This window comes from Bacteroides uniformis, assembly GCF_025147485.1.
Lineage (GTDB): Bacteria > Bacteroidota > Bacteroidia > Bacteroidales > Bacteroidaceae > Bacteroides > Bacteroides uniformis.
Window position 1 is genome coordinate 2,228,506 of record NZ_CP102263.1, and the last position, 23,102, is coordinate 2,251,607.

Here is a 23,102-nt window from a genome sequence, read left to right on the forward strand (position 1 = left end):
AATATGAAAAACAGACATATAATATTTTTAATAGCTACAGTTGTAGCAACAGGAGGATTGCTTTTCGGCTTTGATACTGGGGTAATTTCAGGAGCGATTCCATTTCTTCAGTCAGATTGGGGAATAGATAATAATGATGTTGAATGGATTACGGCGGCTGGTTTGTTGGGAGCTATGTTGGGGGCTGTATGTTGTGGGCGTTTATCTGATATATTTGGAAGAAGAAAAATCATATTGGTTTCTGCTGTGATATTTGCAGTGGGAGCGTTATGGTCAGGACTGGCAACGGATTTGAAGAGCTTGGTTTTTTCTCGTCTGTTTCTTGGTATAGCTATAGGTGTGGCATCATTTACTGTTCCATTGTATATAGCAGAAATTGCTCCAGCTAAATCCAGGGGACGTCTGGTTTCAATGTTTCAGTTAATGGTTACAATAGGTATTTTACTTTCATACATGTCAGATACCTTTTGGGCTGATGAAAACAAGTTGGATTGTTGGAGATGGATGTTTTGGGCAGGTGTCGTACCGGCTTTGGTATTACTGGTAGGTATGTGTTTTGTGCCTGAAACACCTCGGTGGCTGTTGAGTAAAGGACGGTTGAAAGAATGTAGGAAAGTGTTGCAGAAAATAGAACCGGAAAATACAGTAAATGATTTAATTGGACAAATGGAGGTGGAAATAGAGAAAGATAGGAATAGTGCGGTAGGATGGCGATATTTGATGCAGCCTTGGTTGAGAACTCCTCTAATGATTGCTGTTTGTATTATGTTTTTTCAACAGTTTGTAGGTATTAACACAGTTATTTATTATAGTCCGAAGATTTTCCTGATGGCAGGATTTGAAAGTACACTCTCTGCTATTTGGGCTTCTGTAGGTATTGGAATTGTAAATGTTGTATTTACAGTGATTTCTCTTTATTTAGTGGATAGAATCGGACGACGAAAGTTGTATTTTATTGGTCTGTCAGGAATTGCCTTTTCTGTTTTGTGCCTTAGTGCTTGTTTTATTTATGCTAATCAGTTGGGCGAAATCGGAAGGTGGTTAATGGTCATTTTTATGTTTGGATATGTTGCATTTTTTGCAATTAGTATTGGACCTTTGGGATGGTTGGTCATTTCCGAGATATTTCCGCAGAAAGTACGGGGATTGGGGACTTCGATAGGTTCATTGGCTGTATGGATATTTAATTGCATTGTCTCCTTTACTTTCTTTAAGATTATAGATTTTTTTTCTATACCAGGTACCGAAATTGTTGTTGGACAAACGACTTCTGAGAATCCGGCAGGTGCATTTTTTCTTTATGGATTTATTGCCGTGTTGGGTTTGGTATGGGGGTATTTATTCTTGCCGGAGACAAAAGGGTTATCATTGGAGGAGATTGAACAGAAATGGAGAAAAAATAGAGAATGTTGAAGGAATAAATCATTAAAAAAATGATATATGAAAAATGGATTTTATTTTTTAGGTCTATGTATCTGCTTGTGTTTATGGGCTTCTTGCTCCAGTATGGAAGAAGTACGTGATTATAATGAAAAATATACGGGAGAGTATACGAGCAGGATTGCTTTCCCTATTGGGGGATTGGGGACGGGAATGTTTTGTGTAGAAGGTAGTGGTGCAATTTCTAATATGAATATTAGGCATAAAACTGAGATGTTGAATGAACCGACAATGTTTGCCGGATTATATTTGAAAGGGGTAGATAATGGTAGTATTGTTGTGGAAGGACAAGTACCGGATTGGAAAAAATTTGGCCAACCACAGTCAACAAAAGGATACGGCGGCACGTGGGGATTACCTCGATTTAAAGATTGTGATTTTGAAGTAAAATTCCCTTTTGCCAAATTGAGAATGAGTGACGATGAACTGAAGATGGACGTGACAATGAAGGTTTGGAATCCATTTATTCCTACAGATGAAAATAACTCAGGGCTTCCAGTTGCTGGTTTTGAATATACGTTTAAAAATAAATATGCTAAAGAAGTAGAAGCCATATTTTCTTATAATTCAAAGAACTTTGTAGATATTCGTAATGGAGGAGCATCTATTAGGCCAATTGAAAATGGTTTTATAATATCACAGAAAGGAACAGAAACGCAGCCGTTTCATCAGGCTGATTTTGCAATCTTTACAGATGAACCGGAAACTAAGGTTAATTATTGTTGGTTTAGAGGATGGTCTTTTGACTCATTCACGATGTGCTGGAATGAGATGAGCAGTGGGGTAATTAAAGAAAATCCTGCTAATATGGCGGATGCTCCCGGAGCTTCCTTGTATGTACCGTTTAGATTGCAACCGGGAGAGTCAAAGACAATCCGTTTATATATGGCATGGTACGTTCCTTTCTCATTAGTTCGTGAGGGATTGGAACCGATTGATGATGTAGATGTACCTATCGTACCTGTAGTTAATGAAAGAGGAGAGCCCGCAGGCTATATTGATACTTCCATTCAGTTGTCCGATAAATACCGTCCCTGGTATAGCAGTAGATTTGCAAATATAGAGGAAGTCGCAGACTATTGGATGAAAAATTATAATACGTTGAAAGAAAAAACAGAGCTGTTTACTGATGCATTTTATGCTACAACTTTGCCTGCTGAAGTTGTTGAAGCTGTTGCTGCTAATCTTACTATATTAAAATCACCTACGATTTTTCGGCAATACGATGGTCGGATGTGGAATTGGGAAGGTTGCGGTAATGAATATGGCTCTTGCTATGGTTCTTGTACACATGTTTGGAATTATGCTCAAGCTATACCTCATTTGTTTCCTAAAATGGAAAGAACACTGAGGGAAACGGAATTTTTTGTTAGTCAAGCTAAGAATGGGCACCAAGCATTTCGCTCTGCACTTCCTATCCGACCCATCAGACATAATTTTCATGCAGCAGCTGATGGGCAGTTAGGTGGTATTATGAAAGTATACCGTGATTGGCATATATATGGTAATGACGAATGGTTGAAGTTGATTTATTCATACGTACAGAATAGTCTTGATTATTGCATTAATACGTGGGATCCTAAAAGGAAAGGTGTTATAGAGGAACCTCATCATAATACTTATGACATTGAATTTTGGGGGCCTAGTGGTATGATTAATAGTTACTATACTGGCGCATTACAAGCATTTGTTGCTATGGGTGAACATTTGGAGAAAGATATGACAGAATATAGAGAGTTGCTAGATAAGAGTATTGACTACATGGAAAATCAATTGTACGACGGTGAATATTTTATTCAAAATATTCGTTGGAAGGAGTTGCAGGCTTCTGATCCGACGAAAGTACAGTCTGTCAATTCTAATTATTCGAAAGAGGGTTTGGATTTATTGGAAAAGGAAGGGCCGAAATATCAATACGGAAAAGGCTGTTTATCTGATGGAGTAGTAGGAGCATGGCTTTCTTTGGTCTGTGGACTGGACGAGGCTATAGATAGAAAGAAAATATTAAGTCATTTATTGTCTGTTCATAAATATAATTTAAAGAGGAATCTCAGAAAACATGTAAATCCTCAGCGCTCGACTTTTGCTTTAGGTGATGAAGGAGGCTTATTATTATGTTCATGGCCCAAAGGAGGAAAGTTACAACTTCCTTTTGTTTACTCCAATGAGGTATGGACAGGTATTGAATATCAAGTGGCTTCTCATTTGATGTTTGAAGGTGAGGTTGAGAAAGGACTTGATATTGTCCGTACTTGTCGTGATCGGTATGATGGAAGAGTACGTAACCCATTTAATGAATATGAATGTGGGGCATGGTATGCCCGTGCAATGTCTAGTTATGCTATGCTCCAAGCTTTGACTGGAATACAGTATGATGCAGTGGATTCTACTTTATATATTGATTCAAGGATAGGTGATGATTTTACGTCTTTTTTGTCGACGGAAACAGGTTTTGGTAATGTTGGTCTAAAAGATGGTAAACCTTTCATTGAGGTGAAATATGGGAAGATTGATGTGAAAAAGTGCTTTGTTTCTGACATAGAAACAGATTTTGTTAATTGATAGAGAAAGGAGGAATAATGGAAATAAGAAGAAAGTAATTATACAGTGGTGAATCTAATAATAGTTTGAAACACAAATAATCAAAAAAAATGAAAACAATAGACATTAAATCTAATAGCAGGATATTACATTGGGCATTTTATATTTTCCTTTTTACTGTTTTGAGTGTGGGAAGTGTATATGCATCGGAAGATACTCCGTCTGTATTATCCACTAATCAATCAGAAAAGAAAACAGTAAAAGGAAATGTGATGGATGAATATGGACAACCATTGGTGGGGGTAGCTGTACAAGTTAAAGGAACTTCATTAGGTGTTGTTACTGATTTGGATGGAAATTTTAGTTTTAGTATTCCAGTTGATAGTCGTGCCTTGTTATTTTCTTATTTGGGAATGAAAACTCAAGAGGTATCTGCCAATAAGAGTAACTATAAAATAGTGATGGTAGAGGATGCCACCCAAATGGAGGAAGTTGTAGTCATTGGGTATGGTTCTCAGTCTCGTGAGAAGATTACGACATCTGTGACCAAGCTTGATAAAGAGGCTTTGAAGAATGTACCCTATGCAAATGCAGCTTCAGCCTTACAAGGTACAGTGTCTGGTGTACGTGTGCAAAGTATTTCAGGGCAACCAGGTGCAGAACCTCGTATTATAGTCCGTGGTGGTACTTCCATTAATAATCCTAATGGTGCTACTCCACTATATATTATTGATGGTGTTATGAGGGCGAATATGGTTCATATAGCTTCGGAAGATATTGAATCTATCCAAATTCTGAAAGATGCTGCTGCTACTTCTATTTATGGAGCCCAAGGTTCAAATGGTGTTGTAATTGTTACTACTAAAAAGGGGAAGGCCGGTAAAACCAGAGTTGAATATAGATATAATCTGACAATTTCTGATATTGGTAAAAAATATGAATTTGCCAATGCTGAAGAATTTTTGACCCTTATGAGGAAAGGTATGATTTCACCAGCGAAATTTGGAAAAGCTACCGAACAAAGATTGATAGGACATTTAGGTTATGGAACAGGAAATGATCTGACTAATAATACTGCCTTCTCTACTCAATACTTGACTGATGAGAATCGCTATAAATTAGATCAAGGGTGGAAATCAATGCCAGATCCAGTAGATCCGAGTAAGACATTGTTATACTCAGATACTGATTTTCAGGATAAAATTTATCGTACTGGTTTTTCTCATAATCACCATATTGAAGTTTCAGGTGGAACGGAAAAGGCTACCTTTAATATGGGATTAGGGTATATGACTAATGAAGGAACTGTTATTACAACTTCATATAAACGGTATAATTTTAGTTTGAATGGTTCTTTGCAAGCACGGGATAATTTGAAAATTTCAGCTAGAACTACTTATTCAAACTCGTTTACGTATGGTTCTCCATTAGCTGCAGATGCAACATTCTATCGTTCACCGGCTGCCTCACCTACCACTAAATTCAGATTTGAAGATGGTAGTCTGGCTCCAGGAGCTGCCCAGTATCTGGGAAATGCTGTATATCATATGAACAAGGCACAAAGAGAGTATGACTATCAGAATTTATCAATAGGAGTAGATGCAGATTGGACTATATTGCCAGGATTGTCTTTCAAACCAGCTCTTTCTTTATTTGAAGTGAACAGTAATAACTATACTTTTTGGGATGCTTTTTGGAATGGACCGAGAGATTATATAACTACAAGAAATGCAAATGCTGATACTTACAAATGGCGGCAATATCAGGCAGATGCTGTATTCAACTATGTTAAATCTTTCAATGAAAAACACAATTTGAATGTAACAGCTGGTTATGCTTATTATTTTAGGAAAGAGGCCCGTTTAGCAGCTGCTGGTAGAGGTGCTTCTACTGATTTGATTCCTACTTTGAATGCCTCAAGTGTTCCTGTAAGTGTGAGTAGTTCTATTACAGAGCGATCTATGCAAGGTATTTTTGCTCGTATAGGGTATGATTATAAGGATAAATATTTGATTTCTGTATCTGCAAGATATGACGGTGCTTCCAATTTGGGTACGAACAACAAATGGGGATTTTTTCCTGGCGTGTCATTAGGGTGGCATGTGGATAAAGAAAAGTTCTGGTCATTTATGCCTGAGAATCTAATGCGTCTGAAATTGCGTGCCAGCTATGGAGTAAATGGTAATATTTCAGGCTTGGGGGATTATACGGCTCAAGGTAGTTATAGTGTAGGATCTAAATATTTAGGTAATGCAGGTATCACTATGGGAACTATGGCAAATCAAGACTTGAGTTGGGAGGAGTCTAAGACATTTGATATCGGTACTGATATTTCCTTTTTTAATAATCGGTTAAACTTTATCTTTGATTATTTCAATCGTACCACAGATAATTTGCTGACAAATCGCACTTTACCTCATTCTACAGGCTTTGGCTCTATTTTCACTAATTTAGGGCGTTTACAAAATAGAGGTATTGAGTTGGAAATGAATGCAAGAATATTACCGGTATCCAGTTCTATTCAATGGTCATTAGGTTTTAATGCCTCGAAGGTGACCAATAAAATATTGAAGCTGCCAGATAATGGGGTTGAAAATAATCGGATTGGTGGTGAGTACATTTGGGATGCTAAACTGGGTAAACATACTTGGCAAGGTGGTTTACAGGAAGGAGGACGAATTGGAGATTTGTTTGCCTATAAGATGATAGGTGTATATTCTACTGATGAGGAAGCACAGAATGCTAATGAGCCGATAGATAATGTTATTACAGTCCCTGATAAAACCAAATATGGTGGTGATGCAAAGTGGCAAGATACTGATGGTAATGGTGTGATTGACAGTAAAGACCGTGTATATGTTGGTAATATTTATCCGGATTGGACTGGGGGTATTAATACTTCTCTATCTTATAAAGGGTTCGATTTGTATTGCAGACTTGATTTTACATTGGGTCATACCATATATAATTTTGCCAAAGGCTTTTTGGATTATAATTGGCAGGGTGATAATAATATGACGAAAGATGTCGTAAATCGCTCCTGGAAAGAACAAGGTGACAAAGCGGACATGCCGAGATTCTATTGGCATGGTGATCGTGGACAGCAGAATGCTATCCGAGGTAGCTCTTTGTATCATGAATCAGGAGATTTTCTAGCCATTAGAGAAGTTTCTTTAAGTTATACAGTTCCTGCAAATATCATACAAAAGATTCGTTTAAGCGGACTTCGGTTTACGGTTACGGGAAATAATCTGCACTATTTTACTAAATATTCTGGTCTTAATCCAGAAGAAGGTGGACAGGATAATGGTAGATATGCTATGCCGAGAAATATTATTTTTAGTGCAAATGTATCATTTTAATAAAGTAAAGTTATGAAAATTAGAAATATAATAAATAGTACAATAGCTTTGTTTATGGTCCTGACATTTGCTTCTTGTGATGCACTAGACCTTAAGCCAATAAGCTTTATAACGAATGAATCTTTCTGGCAGACAGAAGATGACGTGAAGGGTGCGTTAAATGGTATTTATGTCCAGTTACGAGGAGCTGCTGAACATGATTTGTATATATTGGGGGAAGCGCGTAGCGAAATACTGACTGTAGGTATCGGTGGATATGGCGGATATGATATTTATTATTATAATACGTTGACACAAGCTAATATGCCTATATCCTGGATACGTTATTATCAGATAGTCAATTCATGCAATCTTCTTTTAAAGTATGCTCCCAATGTGACTTTTAATAACGAGACTTCCCGCAATAAAATGTTGGCTCAAGCTTATACAATGAGGGCTTTCATGTATTTTGTGATGACTCGTACATGGGGGGATTTGATAATCCATACAGATCCTATTGAAAACACAAATTCAGAAGTCCTTTATAAAGAAAGAAGACCCCAAACGGAAGTTTTCCAACTGATAAAAGATGATTTGGAGAAAGCTTTGTCTTTATATCCGGATGACAATTTCGGTGATCAAAGAGCTATGTGGTCAAAACCGGCAACATTGGCTTTGAAAGCTGAAGTATATCTTTGGAGTGGAAAAAAAATGAATGGTGGAAGCAGTGATATTGAAACTGCATTAAATGCTTTGAATTCAATTAAAACGGATAAGCTTCGTTTACAGCCGGATTTTGCTGATGTATTTGCTTATGATAATAAGGGTAATGATGAAATCTTGATGAGTGTTAGATTTCAGGATTTGGAATCTGGTATTAACTATTTCAGATATATGTGGATACATGCGAGTGCTGTTCCTGGAGATGCTCCTCAAGAGGTAAAGGATATAGTTTATCCGATAGGGCCGGGACAAGGTATTATAGTAGCTTCGGACGAGTATAGAAAGCAATATACAGAAGATGATACTCGAAAAAATGCTTCTTTTCTTGAGATTTATTCTAAAGATCAGGAAACTGGAGAAAATAAATTTTATGTTAGTGTAGTATTAAAAGGTAAAGGCTTGGTGCGAGATGGTGATCGTATTTTTGCAGATGATATCATATTGTACCGTTATGCTGATATTTTATTAATGAAGGCTGAGGCTAAAAATGCTTTGGGACAAGATCCTTCTGCAGAAATTAATGAGGTCAGGAAACGTGCATATAAAGACAAGTATGAAGAGCATATTTATGTGAATAGCACAAAAGAGGCGAATGATGCAGCTATCTTGAAAGAAAGACTTTTAGAATTGGCTTTTGAAGGTAAAAGGTGGTGGGATTTGGTACGTTTTGACAAAGCCTTTGATTTGGTTCCTTCTTTGAGAGAGCATAAGGGGGAAGATTATATGATGCTGTTCCCCATTCCTTTGTCAACAATAAGCGTGGAGCCGAAAGTTACTCAAAATCCTGGTTGGGATAAATAAAGTATATTATTGAAATCTTTCCAATATGTTGTAACTTTACAGCATATTGGAAAGATTGATAAACGAACATAATAAAATTATATATGAAAAAGTCTATATTTCTCTTTTATTGTCTGCTTGTCCACTTGTGTTCTGCGACAACATTATTTGCTCAACAGAATGACGTTTTGATACCAGGTGTCAAGAAAATAAAGGATGTAATAATATATAAGGATACCATGTTTTACTCCGCTTTTCCTTCAGCTGTAAAATTATCGAATGGAGAGATACTGGTATCGTTCAGAAGAGCTCCAGACCGTAAAGTCTTTAAGGAGAAGAAGAATAATCATTTGGACCCGAATAGTTATCTGGTAGTAGTGAGATCCAAAGATGGCGAACATTGGACCAAGGAACCGGAACTGCTTTATGCCCATCCGTTTGGAGGCTCACAAGATCCATGTTTGTTGAAGTTGAAAGATGGAACACTGCTATGTGCTAGTTATTTGTGGACATTTATTCGTCCGGATGGTTTAGCTGTTCTTAAGAAACCGTTCGTACAGAATACAGACGCTGTTTTTGCAGGAGGATATTTGCTCCGTTCTTATGATGATGGTAGAACTTGGAATGATTTGATTATACCTTGTAGCGTTCCGTCTGAAATAAATTATAGTGGATTGGGAGGTAAATTGCCGGCTTATAATCGTGGCGCTTTGTATGAAGGAAAAGATGGACGTATTTTTTGGGCAGTAGTAGCTTCTGATACAGAAGCTTTAAGAAATACGTCGGTCTATTTGCTTATATCCAAAGATAAAGGAAAAACATGGGAATACGGTACGAAAATTGCTAAAGATAAAAAGGTCTCGTTTAATGAGACTTCCATGTATGAAACGCCTAATGGGGATTTGATTGCTTTTATGCGTTCGGAAGCGTTTGGTGACCAAGCTTGTATTGCACGGTCCATAGATGGTGGGAAAACATTTGGTGAATGGAAAAGTATGGGGTTCAAAGGACATCCTCTCCAGGCAATGAGGCTGCCAGACAATAGAGTTTTGTTGACATATGGTTATCGTCATGAACCTTGTGGAGTTAGAGCCAGAATTCTTAATGCAGAATGTACAGATTTTGCCACGGCTCCTGAGATTATCATAAGAGATGATGCGGATGATGGAGATGTCGGATATACATGGGCTGTACAGCTGGATGAGAAGAGGGTATTGGTGGTATACTATATAAACTTTGACAGAGCCAAAGGTACTAGACATATACAAGGCTCTATTTTAGAGATTGAACCGCAAGGATAATTGTTAATACATAATATGATGAAGAGAAAACAAATTCCGGGCAATATGGATTCCAGCCCTCAAAAGATGTCTCGTCGTAAAGCATTGGCTACTATGGCAGGTGCCGTAGGATTGGCAGCATTACCTGGTGTAGGGCATGCATTGAATCCCATCAAGAAAGAACGGAGAGACATTCAAACCTCTGCTTTTACATCTATCCATACTATGCGTAACGCTGTATCTCGTCAGTTTACGACTTTTGACTTGAATACTAAGATTAAAGCCCATTTGGTTGGACCGGGTGAGAAATCTGTACTGGTAGATCACACTTCTCCTGGTGTAATTACCCGTATGTGGTTTACTATTAATGGTTGGTTTTGGGAAAATTGGGATTTAAGTAAGGAGCGGTGGCCTGATCCTACTATTTTGAAAATGCTGATTTTGCGTATTTATTGGGATGGTGAGGACTATCCTTCTGTAGAATGTCCGATTGGTGACTTCTTTGGTATAGGGCATTGTGAATATAAGCATTATATGTCCAAATATATAGGTATGTCCAGTGGAGGTTTCTATTGTTATTTTCCGATGCCATTTAAAAAGGTAAGGATAGAAGTGGAAAATCTTCATCACCGTTTGACTACAAGCGTTTTCTTAAATGCCAATTATGATCAATTGGAGAGTTTACCTGAGGGTATGGGACGATTCCATTGTTTATATAATGCTGGTACCAATCCTGGTTATGAACCATTAACCATATTGCAGACTAAAGGACATGGACATTTTATTGGCTGTTCCTTGTCCATGCAGAGTTGGCTTCCAAACTACTTGGGATATTTGGAAGCACCCGAGTTTATTTATATCGATACGGAAGACAAAAGTGTACCGACTATAGTTGGTTCTGGACTTGAAGATTATTTTAATGGTGGCTGGTATTTTAGGGAAGGTGAATTCTGTGGAGAGTTGCATGGAGTTCCTATAAAGGATCCGCTCCGTTCGATGGTGAGTATGTATCGTTATCATGAGCAAGATGCAATCTGTTTCAATGAAAGTTTTATTTTTGATTTTATAAATCCCCGTAAACCGGAGCAGACCCGGCCCTTTAAATTCTCTTCGGCGGCTTTCTGGTATCAAGACAAAGCTGTACCTCTGGCGTTCAAATTACCAGAGAAAGAAAAGTTGGTTGATTGGTATAGAATGCGTGATACAGACCATCAAGCTATACCATAAGATTGATATTTATATTTACTTTTTGAATTACTGAAATATGTTACTTGAAGATAGGATTTTGAAAAAATGGTTATTACCTTTTATATTGTCGGTTCTTATTGCCGTAGATTCCATGGCTCAATGCATTCCGGTGTACAAGGATTCTAGTATGTCTGTTGAACGACGGGTTACAGATTTATTGGGCAGAATGACATTACGAGAAAAAATAGCACAATTAAGTCATTTGCATGGTTATCAATTATACAATGGTCAAGAGGTGGATTACCAAAAATTAAGAGATGCAGCTGGTGATATTAGTTACGGCTGTATTGAGGGATTCAATCTTACTGGTGAAAATGTGCGGAAAGCATTTCATGCAATTCAGAAATATATGGTTGAAGAGACACGCTTGGGAATCCCAGTTTTTACAGTAACTGAGTCTTTACATGGCTCGGTACATGATGGTTCTACCATTTTTCCTCAATCTGTAGCCGTTGGTAGTACTTTTAATTTAGATTTGGCTTATCAGATGACTAAAGCAATTGCTACAGAATTAAGGTCCCAAGGGGTAATTCAGACTCTTTCACCAGGATTGGATGTTGTTCGGGATTTGCGATGGGGGCGTGTTGAGGAATCGTTTGGTGAAGATCCTTGGCTAGTGGGACAGATGGGGATTGCACAAGTGAAAGGTTATATTGACGGAGGAATATCTCCAATGTTGAAACCTTTTGGACCGGGAGGAGCTCCTTTGGGAGGGCTGAACTTGGCTTCAGTTGAGAGTGGAGAACGGGATATACGTAATATCCATATCAAGCCGTATGAGATGGCTGTTCGGAATACGGAAGTGAAGGCGGTGATGACCTCCTATAATTCTTGGAATGGCATCCCTAATTCTGCTTCTTCTTATTTACTGACGAATATTTTACGCAATGAATGGGGATTCAAAGGATATGTATATTCCGATTGGGGGGCAGTGGCTATGTTGAAGGATTTTCAGCATACAGCTAAGGATGATAGTGAAGCGGCTATCCAAGCCTTGACTGCGGGGGTGGACTTGGAAGCTTCCAGTAATTGCTATTGGGCTTTGGAGCAATTGATAGAGCAAGGCAGGTTTGATGAAAAATATGTGGATTTGGCTGTTGGACGTATCTTACGTGTTAAATTTGAATTAGGATTGTTCGAGAATCCATATCAGGGCGCTGACATGCCGGGAGTAGCCATGCGTACTAAAGAAGCGGTGGAGCTATCGCGCAGAGTGGCTGATGAATCGATTGTTTTATTGAAGAATGAAAATACTCTTTTACCCTTAAATTTGAATAAAATAAAATCATTAGCAGTGATTGGGCCGAATGCTAATCAAGTACAGTTCGGGGATTATACATGGAGCCGGAGTAATAAAGATGGGGTTACTCCACTTGAAGGCCTAAAGAAACGGGTTGGAAATAAGATAAAAATAAATTATGCGGCAGGATGTGATCTTATTACAGATAATAAATCCGGATTTGATGAAGCTGTAGCTGCTGTAAAAGCGAGTGACATGGCTGTTGTATTTGTTGGTTCTTCTAGTGCTTCACTGGCACGTGACTATTCAGATGCTACATGTGGGGAGGGGTTTGACCTCTCTTCTCTGGATCTGACAGGTGTACAAGAAGAATTGGTGGAAGAAATCTATGCAATAGGAAAACCTGTTATAGTTGTATTGGTTACAGGTAAGCCTTTTTCTATTTCTTGGATAAAAGAACATATTCCAGCCATAGTTGTACAATGGTACGGTGGTGAGAAAGCTGGAGATGCAATAGCTGATATGTTATTGGGAAATATTAATCCTTCAGCCAAACTTCCATTCTCGTTTCCGCAGAGCGTAGGACATTTACCGGTTTTTTATAATCATTTGCCAACGGACAAAGGATTCTATCGTCGTCCTGGTAGACCAAATGAACCTGGACGTGATTATGTTTTTTCTTCACCAGCTCCGTTATGGTCTTTTGGGCATGGATTGAGTTATACTACATTTGAGTATTTGAATGCTCATTATTCTGCAGAGTTATTACATCCATCTGATACCTTGATTGTCAGTGTATCTTTGAAGAATACGGGTAGTGTAGCGGGAAAGGAGGTAGTACAGCTTTATGTTCGAGATGTGGTCAGTTCGGTTGTGACTCCGGTCAAGCAACTGAAGGCATTCTCAAAACCATTCTTACAACCAGGCGAAATGCAGACAGTTGTTTTGAAGCTACCAATACAAGAATTGGCCTTATATGATTTGAGCATGAAAAAAGTAGTAGAAGAAGGGGAGTATGAAATACAGATAGGAACAGCCTCAGATGATATCAGATTACGAAGGACAATCTTTGTTGGCAGACAGCCGGTGACTAGTAATAGTCTTGGTCATAACGACTTCTGCATGGATGAAATTGTGAAGAATCCAGGAAGAAAGATAAAGGTTGCTGGTTGTGTCAGAGATGTACAAGCAACCCCTATAAGTGGAATTGAAATCAAATCTAATTATTCTGGTAGAACGGTTATAAGTAAGGAAGGCGGAAGATATTCCATTCTGACTGTAGAAAACGATGTGCTAACGGTTTCTGCCAAAGGATTCGAGACAGTAAATATCAAGGTGAATAAACAAAAGGATATAGATATAAAATTGAATTACAGTCATGATTAAACACGAAATCAGATGGGAATACATATTGGTAATATGTATTATTCTCGGTACGTTACCTTGTAATGCACAGTCAGTAATTCCTATGCCAAAAGAAATGGTGATGGGAGAAGGTTCTTGGGATGTATCTGCCGATACACGTATAAATTACAGTAATGATGCGCTTACCAAAACAGTCAGTCTCTTTAATAATTATTTAGATGGACGGTTTGGGGTGACTTTGAAGAAAGGATCGAAAGGAAAGAATGCCATTCATTTGCAGATAGACAAGAAAATGCCTTTAGAGGCATATTCATTAGTTGTGGATGATAAGGGAGTAACAATCAAGGGAAGTGAAGCTGGAATATTTTATGGAATTCAGACATTGCAGCAGTTACTTGTTGATAAGGGAAATGGATGCATACAGCTTCCGTATATTATGATAAATGATGAACCCCGTTTTGGTTATCGTGGTTTGATGTTGGATGTTGCACGTTATTTTTACTCAGTGGAATATGTAAAAGAGTATATAGATTTAATGGCTCGTTATAAAATAAATAGATTCCATTGGCATTTGACAGAAGATGCCGGGTGGCGTATTGAAATAAAAAAGTATCCAGAATTGACCAAAATTGGGGCATGGCGTAATAGTACTCAGTGGGGGCATAATCCGACAGAACAAGATCGTATTCCACATGGAGGATTCTATACTCAGGAGCAGATTAAGGAGATTATCCAATATGCGGCAGATAGGTACATCACTATTGTTCCGGAGATCGATTTACCAGGACATACAATGTCTGTTTTAGCTACATATCCGGAGCTGTCTTGCACGGGCGGACCATTTCGGATACCGGAAACTTGGGGTATTAAGGAGGAAGTTCTTTGTCTCGGTAATGATAAAACCTATCGGTTTGTAGAAGATGTTTTATCTGAGGTGATAGATTTGTTTCCCGGTGAGTATATTCATATAGGCGGTGATGAGGCACCTAAAAGACGTTGGAAAGAATGTCCGAAGTGTCAACGACGCATTAAGGAAAATAAATTGAAAGATGAACATGAATTGCAAAGTTACTTCATCCATCATTTGGATGAATTTGTAACGGGGAAGGGGCGAAAAATCATTGGTTGGGATGAAATCTTAGAAGGTGGTCTGGCACCGAATGCTGCTGTAATGAGCTGGAGAGGAGAAAACGGTGGAATTGCTGCAGCGGGAATGGGGCATAAAGTGGTGATGGCTCCCAATAACTATATGTATATTGATTATTATCAGAGTGAGGATTATACTAATGAGCCTTTAAATATAGGAGGACTGGTTACGTTGGAACATATCTACAGCTATGAACCTTATACGCCTAAGCTTACAAAAGAGCAATGCGGTTATATAATGGGGGTACAAGCTAATGTTTGGGGAGAATTTATACATCATCCTGATAAAGTGAACTATATGGCATATCCTCGGGCTATGGCCCTTTCAGAAATAGGTTGGTCACCTGCGGAAAAGAAGAATTATGCAGATTTCCGTGAAAGATTAGCGGGATGTTTGGCTGAACTGGATAGACAAGGGGTTACTTTCCGTATTCCCGAACCGATTGGTTGGGATAAAGCTATTGTTAGAGGCGGTAACGCGATAGTGGATTTGAAGCCGTCAGTAGAGGGTGCTGATATATATTATACCACAGATGGTACCGATCCTCGTTTATATGGAAAACTCTATACGGATACATTGCAGTTACCTTTATCTTTCAGTGGAGTAAATATAAAATGTTATCTCCGCCTTTCTTCCGGTAGAAGTAGTGCTGTTTATACAGTTGTAGCTCCTGATACAAAATAAAAAAATGATAATAAATACAGTATTTATGACGAAATATTTATTAATATGTCTGGTAGTTTGTGCACTGATTTTTCAAGGGTGCTGGCATCATGAGAGTGCGGTTGAACGTGGCTATAATGAGAAGTATATAGGTGAATATACGCGTAAAATAGCTTTCCCTATAGGAGGTATAGGCACGGGCATGTTCTGTATTGAAGGAACAGGAGCATTGAGTAATATGTCTATACGTCATAGACCGAATGTTTTCAATGAACCAACGATGTTTGCTGCAATTCATGTGAAAGGTTATGAGTATGGTACACGCATTCTGGAAGGGCCGGTTCCAGAATGGAAAAAATTTGGTGCTCCTAATTCCAGCCGTGGAGACGGCGGCTCATGGGGAATGCCCCGGTTTAAGGAGTATAGTTTCCAGTCACGTTTCCCTTTTGCGGAGGTAGAGTTGGCAGATCAGAATGTCCCTATAGATGTGAAACTGGTTGCCTGGAATCCATTTATACCAACGGATGAAGATAATTCAAGTCTACCGGTTGCTGGGTTTGAATATGAGTTTCATAATACCAGTAATGAGGAAGTACAAGCCGTCTTTTCATATAATAGTATGAATTTTATGCAAACTCCGGGTAGAGGTAAAGCGTATATAGATGCAGCAAAGAATGGATTCATTCTAAGACAGACAGGCACAGAGAATGAACCTTTCTGTCAAGGTGATTTTATGATTTATACTGACAATCCCCAGACGGTAGTTAATCATAACTGGTTTCGTGGAGGTTGGTTCGACCCATTGAGCATTTGTTGGGATAACTTGGAAGAGGGCAGAATGGAAGAGAATCCAGCAGGCTTGGAAGGAGCAGTGGGAGCTTCGTTATATGTGCCGTTTACTTTAGCACCTGGTGAGACTCGTAATATAAGGTTGTACATGGCTTGGCATGTCCCTTATTCACAAGAACGAATAGGTGGAATCCCACGTACAGATACTGATATCCCTGATGCACCAGTTTGTCCAGATGAATTGAGTAACTGTTATACTTATGAGAATAATTTTGAAGGGAATTACCGCCCTTGGTATAGCAGTAGGTTTGGCAGTATACAAGATGTTGCAAACTACTGGTTGGATAATTATGATGCATTGAAAAAGAATACTCAGTTGTTCACTGATGCTTTCTATGATTCTACTCTTCCACCTGAAGTTAAGGAGGCTGTTGCTGCTAATTTGAGTATATTGAAATCTACTACAGTACTTCGCCAATACGATGGGCGTATGTGGAATTGGGAGGGAAGTCATGATAATTGGGGCTCTTGTCATGGTTCATGCACGCATGTTTGGAATTATGCGCAAGCTGTATCTCATCTTTTCCCAAAATTAGAACGTACATTACGTGAAACAGAATTTTTTGTGAGCCAGGATAAAAGGGGACATCAAGTGTTCCGTACGAATCTGCCTATCAGTCCTACTGTCCATGATTTTCATTCGGCGGCAGATGGGCAATTAGGAGGTATAATGAAGGTATATCGTGAATGGAGAATTATGGGTGATATAAATTGGCTGAAGATGATGTATCCAGCTGTGAAGAAAAGTATGGATTATTGTATCCGTACTTGGGATCCGAGAGAGGTTGGAGCTGTTGAAGAACCTCACCATAATACGTATGATATAGAGTTTTGGGGCGCGAATGGGATGATTACCAGTTTTTATGTAGGAGCATTACAAGCTATTTGCTTGATGGGTAAAACGGTAGGCGATGATATTTCCCGTTATGAAGAATTGATGAATAAAAGTAAAGCATATTTGGAGAGCAAACTTTTTGATGGAGAGTATTTTATTCAGAACATTCAATGGACTGGATTGGACGCTCCAGACCCAGTTGATGCCCAATCGTTTGTGACCCATTATACGCCAGAAGCTTTAAAAATCCTACAAGAAGAAGGTCCGAAATATCAGTATGGTAAAGGTTGTTTGTCTGACGGAATATTGGGCTCTTGGATGACATTGGTATGTGGAATGCCGGAGGTGGTCGATCGTCTGAAAGTAAAAAGTCATTTGATTTCTGTCCATAAGTATAACTTTAAAAAGAGCTTAAGTAACCATGTCAACCCTCAACGTTCCACCTTTGCATTGGGAGAGGATGGGGGATTATTACTTTGTACCTGGCCGAAAGGTGGTAAGCTAAAATTGCCTTTTGTATACAGTAACGAAGTGTGGACTGGAATTGAATATCAAGTGGCTGCTCATCTTATGTTTGAAGGAGAAGTGGAAAAAGGGCTTGAAATAGTGAGAACTTGCCGTGATCGTTATAATGGTCGTGTTCGTAATCCGTTTAATGAATATGAGTGTGGAGCATGGTATGCTCGTGCAATGGCCAGTTATGCTATGCTAGAAGGCCTTACGGGAATACGCTATGATGCAGTAGACAAAATTTTGTATATAGATTCGCGGATTGGAGATGATTTCACTTCATTCTTGTCTACGGAAACGGGTTTTGGTAATGTTGGACTTAAGGAAGGAAAGCCGTTTATAGATGTGAAATATGGGGTAATAGATGTACAGAAATGTATCGTTTCCGGTAAGGAAATTCAATTATAGTTTGGATAAGGTTCTTGATTATATACAAATTGTGAAATTTGTAGTATTGTAAGATTTACATGTATAGATTAGATGGTTTTATGAGAGTTCTGTGGGGCTGTGATTGTTCCACAGAACTATTTTTATGTTATTTGCAGATTTTTGCAACCAAACTTCATCTTTCTGCGTCTAATAAATAAAAAGAGGAGATTATGAATATGAAAATGAATTTTTCTATGGACGAGATTCGTCTTAAAGTAGAGGAGTATATAAAGAAAGGTAGTCGGGCAGCTGGTCGTCCCGTACTGACAGCTTATTATGTCCTGACTGCTGATTCTACTCCAGAGAGTGAAAGGACAAATATCATGATTGCTTTGGTGGCCATTGTGTTTCCTGCCGGTATAGAAGACCTCTTGGGACAAGTCTTTATGGTAGGGAAGGGATTTGCTGCAATCTATGCTTATAAGAAAATGAAGAAATACATCACTCCACAGATAAAGGATAAGGTAGAGGCAAAATTGGATGAGTGGTTCCATGAGAATGTGATGGAAGTAGTGGAACCGCTTTATCTGGAATAACAGTTCGCCACAAAGATCATACTGATTTGCGCAGATTGAATTTATATCGGGAATTTGTATCTGTGCGAATCAGCATAATCTCCGTGACGGACTGTTTATTGTTTTTTGCTCAAGAAGCGTCTGGCCAGATATTTCCGTACCGGTTCATCATAGAATTTTAAGCATAGATAAGCCAATAATATGTTCCATGCGTAAACACACAAGGCAACCTGCCAAGTCTGCTCCAACGTGAAGAGCTGGTTCTTGATGAGCCATGCATAGAACAAGTACATAAATGGATAATGTATCACATAGACTGGATAGGATATATCTCCCAGGAACTTGCATATCTGGGTCGATTTTTTATCCGTTGTGGTACCGGAAGCTCCTAACCAGACGAGAACCGGAAAAGCGATGATTACACAGAACGCTTCATAAATGCCATTTGTACAGACCGGTGTTGCACCTTCCAAGTAGGGCACTGAAAACAAGGTAACCAATGCAATGGCACATATCCAGAAAGCACCTTTCACCTTGATAGGCTTGAAGTTGCGCGACAAAAGCATGCCCATGGAGAAAGGAAAAAGCATCCTCAGCAATCCGCCGCCAAAGTTTATTCCGTCCAGTGTCCAGCCTACCCCCATATTTCCGTATCCGGAGATGTCGAAAATGGCGAATGATGCCAATGCCACTCCCAGCAATATTGTCAGTACGGCAAGGGCTTTGTTTGATAAGCGGTGGATAAACAAGGCATAAAGGATGTTGCCTAAATATTCAAAAAACAAGGACCAGCATGGACCATTCAAAGGAAACATTTCGCCATTACCACGGACTTCATAACCTGCACCTGGCATTGCGGGAATAAAAAATATAGTGCAAAGAAGGGACAGCATAATCATGGAGAGGGCAATATGTGTTCCGTCCCATTGTACGCATCCTTGAAGACAGAAAGTAATGGCACCCAGGACAGCTCCCATAATGACCATCGGATGGAGACGTATCAGGCGCCGTTTAAAGAAGTTTTTCATTGTGAGGTTCCTGCCCCAACGGTCGTCATAAGCATACCCGATAACGAATCCCGATAGTATAAAGAAGAAATCTACAGCTAAATAGCCGTGGTTGAAGGTTTCGATAATGCTACCACCGGCAAAAGCATAGCCTTCGAATATATGATACCATATAACCATCAAGGCTGCTACGCCACGGAGCCCGTCGAGAAGGTCATAATGTGCTTTGGTGTCTGAAAAGGCAGAAGATGAAATGTGCGACATCTGTTTTTTTTCTGTTGTTTGGTTAATGTTTTCGGATCTCAAAGATACGCCATGCGAAGCGAAGTTCTTTTGCTTAAAAGCAAAAAAGAACGGCAATCTTCTATTTTTTTGCGCGTACCCGGCTGAGAGTATAGATGGAAATACCCAGGAAGGCTGCCACATATTTTAGCTTCACCCGATTTATCAGTCTGGGGTAACGGCGGTTAAATTGTTCATACCGCTCTTTGGGAGGCAGTTGGAGCCTTTCCACAAACATATGACTGAGCTCTTTGTTTACGTTCTGATGCAGTATTCTGCCCCAGTTGGCTATATCAATATATGTTTCGTAGAGAGCATTTAACTTGTCTATGTGGATGACGTAGATTTTGCAGTCCGAAAGAGTTTCAATGCTTTCTACTGACGGCTGCTGATAGTACAGTGAATCCATTCCGAAGGTTACATCACCTTCCTGGCTGAACCAAGTGGTGGTATCTTGTCCGTCGTGATGAAATACGGAACGGGTGACCCCTTCCTCAATGAAATAAACCAAACGGTCTGTCACTCCTGCTTGTACTATATAAGTTCCTTTAGGGTAGTGTCTTACCTGCATATTCATCAGCAATGCCTGAAGAGCTTCTTCGGAAACCGGATAAATCTGCCTGATTTTATGAATGATGTTGTTCATTGGAGGGGAGCTTTTTATTCGTTTACAAACTTACATAATTTTATTAACTAAAACTGAACTTTGATATACAAATGTGTGCGTTGCCTTATAAGCGTTTATGGTATAATGGAATTTTTTTTGTAAAAGAGATGTTTGTTCTTTGAATATTGTATCTTTGTAGAAAACAGTAGCGTATGAATAAAATATTGGTAACATTATTGGCTCTAATCGGAGGTAGCTGCATTTCATTCGCACAGATGGAGACTGGAAGAGTTTCCGATACAGCTGAGGATACATTGAGAATAGAAAATGAAATTGTCGCTGTTGATACCGGATTTTACCAGTCAGTAGTCCGCTATGATACGGTGCGCTATAATTTGAAAATGCAGAGTGTTTACAAAAAGGCTTTTCAACTAAAGAATGATGTTTTTGTGGAAAAGATGAAAGAGCCGTGGTTAGATGATATTCTCAGAAATATCTTATTTAAATAACCATGAATTTGTGCTTTGCGTCATTCGGTTGACTTCCTGGTTTAACTCACTCGGTTAAACCACACTAAATTCAGCATTCTCTAAAAACAAAAATCAGATAGAAATCTTGCGATAACTATCTGATTTTCAGAAGAGCGGAAGACGGGGCTCAAACCCGCGACCCTCAGCTTGGAAGGCTAATGCTCTATCAACTGAGCTACTTCCGCAATTTTTTGTGGGCAAAGATGGATTCGAACCACCGAAGGCGTAAGCCAGCAGATTTACAGTCTGCCCCATTTGGCCACTCTGGTATTTGCCCTTTTGCACTTAAGATTCTATCTCAATTCTCTCATTGAGTAGGTTTGTTTCTCAATTGCGGTGCAAAGATACGACTATTTTTGTAAACTCCAAGCAAAATCTATCATTTTTATTGCAGTAATTGCACATTCGTCTCCTTTATTACCCAGCTTGCCACCGGCGCGGTCTTCTGCTTGCTCCATAGTATTGGTAGTAATTAATCCGTAAATTACTGGTACATCGCCACTTGCGTTTAATTGGGTAATTCCTTGGGTAGCACCCATGCAAACATAGTCAAAATGTGGAGTATCTCCTCTGACTACACAACCAATTGCAATAACTGCATCGACTTCGCTGTATTCGATAAGTTGGTTGGCGCCGAAAGTCAGTTCAAAACTGCCGGGTACTGTTTTTACCAGAATATTTTCATCTTTGGCTCCATGTTTTTTTAAGGTGTCTATGGCACCTTTTAGGAGAGCGCCGGTAATATTATAATTCCACTCAGATACAACGATGCCGAATTTCATTTTTTCCGCGCTGGGTACAGAACTGAAATCGTAGTCTGAAAGATTGTGATAAGCTGTTGCCATAAATAAGGAATTAAGAATTAATAATTGAAAATTAAAGGGAGAGGAGAGATAAAAGAGGCACGGACTACACGGATTCACGGCTATTGTGTCTTTCCGTGTTTTCCGTGTAATCCGTGCCTGAGATATTTTTATAATAAGGTATATTACTTCTTCAATAGTTTGGCTTGTTCGATATACTTGTCGATATCCATTGCCTGGTATGAACGGAAGTATTTATCCTTGATAGTGGTATACGCCTGGATTGCATCGTCATACTTACCTTGCTTTACCAGGATTTCTCCGGCTTGCAGCAGGTAGATGGGGCTGAGGGAGTTGTTGTCGGCTTCGTTGGCGGCTTTCAGCAGCATGGAAGCGGCTTTGTCCAGTTGGCCGAGCTGCGCATAGCAGTTACCCATAGCACCTTTCATGGCAGGAGCTACCATTTGGTCGTCTCCGTCAAAGCTGTCCAATGCTTTCACTGCTTCGTCATATTTACCGAGGTGTGCATAGCAGAGACCCATATAGGCTTTTGCAAGATTGGCTGCTTTTGTGCCGCTGTATTCGTCTGCCACTTTTACAAATCCGGCAAAACCGATGCTATCACCGTTCAGTGCTTGTGCATAAGCGTCTGCTTCGAAGTATTCTTGTCCTTTGAATAAGGCAGCTTGTGCTTTTTCTTCACGGGGGTCTGCATAAAGGTTCTTGTACATCACTACACCGGCAATGATGATGATTACTGCTACTACAGTGCCGATGATTGCTTTTTTGTTCTTAATGAAAAAGGCCTCCGATTGTGTCAGTGCATCCTCCACGTTTAAGGCTTCATTCGTCTTTTTTTGTTCTGCCATTTTTATATAATCTTTTTGTTATTATTCTTATTTATCTATTTCGACCCGCAAAAGTAAGTTTTTTATAGCTATCAACGAAATTTAGCGGCATCTTTTTT

The 23,102-nt window shown here is 39.2% G+C and carries 15 protein-coding genes and 2 tRNA genes; 11 read left to right on the forward strand and 6 right to left on the reverse strand.

Features of this window, described 5'->3' with window-relative positions:
* The first annotated feature begins 3 nt into the window (after positions 1-3).
* The 10 genes from NQ510_RS08550 to NQ510_RS08595 all read left to right on the forward strand — a co-directional run bounded on the left by NQ510_RS08550 (position 4) and on the right by NQ510_RS08595 (position 18,927).
* Positions 4-1,413 carry a sugar porter family MFS transporter gene (locus NQ510_RS08550; RefSeq protein WP_008665500.1) on the forward strand — a complete coding sequence of 470 codons (1,410 nt, stop codon included), beginning with the start codon at positions 4-6 and terminating at the stop codon, positions 1,411-1,413.
* A gap of 27 nt (positions 1,414-1,440) precedes the next feature.
* Positions 1,441-4,002: a GH116 family glycosyl hydrolase gene (locus tag NQ510_RS08555; RefSeq protein ID WP_008665498.1), complete on the forward strand. Its 2,562-nt coding sequence runs from the start codon at positions 1,441-1,443 to the stop codon at positions 4,000-4,002.
* Positions 4,003-4,091: 89 nt separating this feature from the next.
* Positions 4,092-7,343 (forward strand): SusC/RagA family TonB-linked outer membrane protein, encoded by a 3,252-nt coding sequence (locus NQ510_RS08560; protein ID WP_005823644.1) that lies wholly within the window; start codon positions 4,092-4,094, stop codon positions 7,341-7,343.
* A gap of 12 nt (positions 7,344-7,355) precedes the next feature.
* Complete coding sequence (locus NQ510_RS08565) at positions 7,356-8,846, forward strand: RagB/SusD family nutrient uptake outer membrane protein (RefSeq protein ID WP_005823643.1); 1,491 nt, start codon at positions 7,356-7,358, stop codon at positions 8,844-8,846.
* Between the two features lie 83 nt (positions 8,847-8,929).
* Positions 8,930-10,126: a sialidase family protein gene (locus NQ510_RS08570; RefSeq protein WP_005823642.1), complete on the forward strand. Its 1,197-nt coding sequence runs from the start codon at positions 8,930-8,932 to the stop codon at positions 10,124-10,126.
* A gap of 15 nt (positions 10,127-10,141) precedes the next feature.
* Positions 10,142-11,332 (forward strand): glycoside hydrolase family 172 protein, encoded by a 1,191-nt coding sequence (locus NQ510_RS08575; RefSeq protein ID WP_005823641.1) that lies wholly within the window; start codon positions 10,142-10,144, stop codon positions 11,330-11,332.
* 37 nt (positions 11,333-11,369) lie between these two features.
* Positions 11,370-13,979: a glycoside hydrolase family 3 N-terminal domain-containing protein gene (locus NQ510_RS08580; RefSeq protein ID WP_005823638.1), complete on the forward strand. Its 2,610-nt coding sequence runs from the start codon at positions 11,370-11,372 to the stop codon at positions 13,977-13,979.
* A gap of 82 nt (positions 13,980-14,061) precedes the next feature.
* A complete protein-coding gene (locus tag NQ510_RS08585) occupies positions 14,062-15,789 on the forward strand; it encodes a family 20 glycosylhydrolase (protein ID WP_234134785.1) in 1,728 nt (575 codons plus the stop codon).
* Between the two features lie 25 nt (positions 15,790-15,814).
* Positions 15,815-18,370 carry a GH116 family glycosyl hydrolase gene (locus NQ510_RS08590; protein WP_008665489.1) on the forward strand — a complete coding sequence of 852 codons (2,556 nt, stop codon included), beginning with the start codon at positions 15,815-15,817 and terminating at the stop codon, positions 18,368-18,370.
* Between the two features lie 191 nt (positions 18,371-18,561).
* Positions 18,562-18,927: a hypothetical protein gene (locus tag NQ510_RS08595; RefSeq protein WP_005823632.1), complete on the forward strand. Its 366-nt coding sequence runs from the start codon at positions 18,562-18,564 to the stop codon at positions 18,925-18,927.
* 95 nt (positions 18,928-19,022) lie between these two features.
* Here the strand turns inward: NQ510_RS08595 and NQ510_RS08600 are convergent, their stop codons facing one another.
* Together NQ510_RS08600 and NQ510_RS08605 are read right to left on the reverse strand one after the other, a co-directional pair.
* The gene (locus NQ510_RS08600; RefSeq protein WP_008665488.1) at positions 19,023-20,177 is read right to left on the reverse strand and encodes an acyltransferase family protein; all 1,155 of its coding nucleotides are present in this window, start codon (positions 20,175-20,177) and stop codon (positions 19,023-19,025) included.
* Positions 20,178-20,277: 100 nt separating this feature from the next.
* Positions 20,278-20,841, reverse strand: coding sequence for a Crp/Fnr family transcriptional regulator (locus NQ510_RS08605; RefSeq protein ID WP_005823628.1), 564 nt, complete (start codon positions 20,839-20,841; stop codon positions 20,278-20,280).
* Between the two features lie 173 nt (positions 20,842-21,014).
* Between NQ510_RS08605 and NQ510_RS08610 the strand changes: the two genes are divergently transcribed.
* Entirely contained in the window at positions 21,015-21,311 is a 297-nt protein-coding gene (locus NQ510_RS08610) for a hypothetical protein (RefSeq protein WP_005823625.1), read from the forward strand.
* 133 nt (positions 21,312-21,444) lie between these two features.
* Here NQ510_RS08610 and NQ510_RS08615 read toward each other — a convergent pair.
* From NQ510_RS08615 to NQ510_RS08630, 4 genes are all read right to left on the reverse strand, one after another.
* Positions 21,445-21,517: transfer RNA gene (locus NQ510_RS08615), tRNA-Gly, on the reverse strand.
* A gap of 9 nt (positions 21,518-21,526) precedes the next feature.
* Positions 21,527-21,609, reverse strand: a tRNA-Tyr gene (locus NQ510_RS08620).
* 73 nt (positions 21,610-21,682) lie between these two features.
* Positions 21,683-22,177, reverse strand: a complete 495-nt coding sequence (ribH, locus tag NQ510_RS08625) for a 6,7-dimethyl-8-ribityllumazine synthase (RefSeq protein WP_005823623.1) — start codon at positions 22,175-22,177, stop codon at positions 21,683-21,685.
* 143 nt (positions 22,178-22,320) lie between these two features.
* Positions 22,321-23,004, reverse strand: a complete 684-nt coding sequence (locus NQ510_RS08630; protein WP_005823621.1) for a tetratricopeptide repeat protein — start codon at positions 23,002-23,004, stop codon at positions 22,321-22,323.
* Positions 23,005-23,102 lie beyond the last annotated feature (98 nt).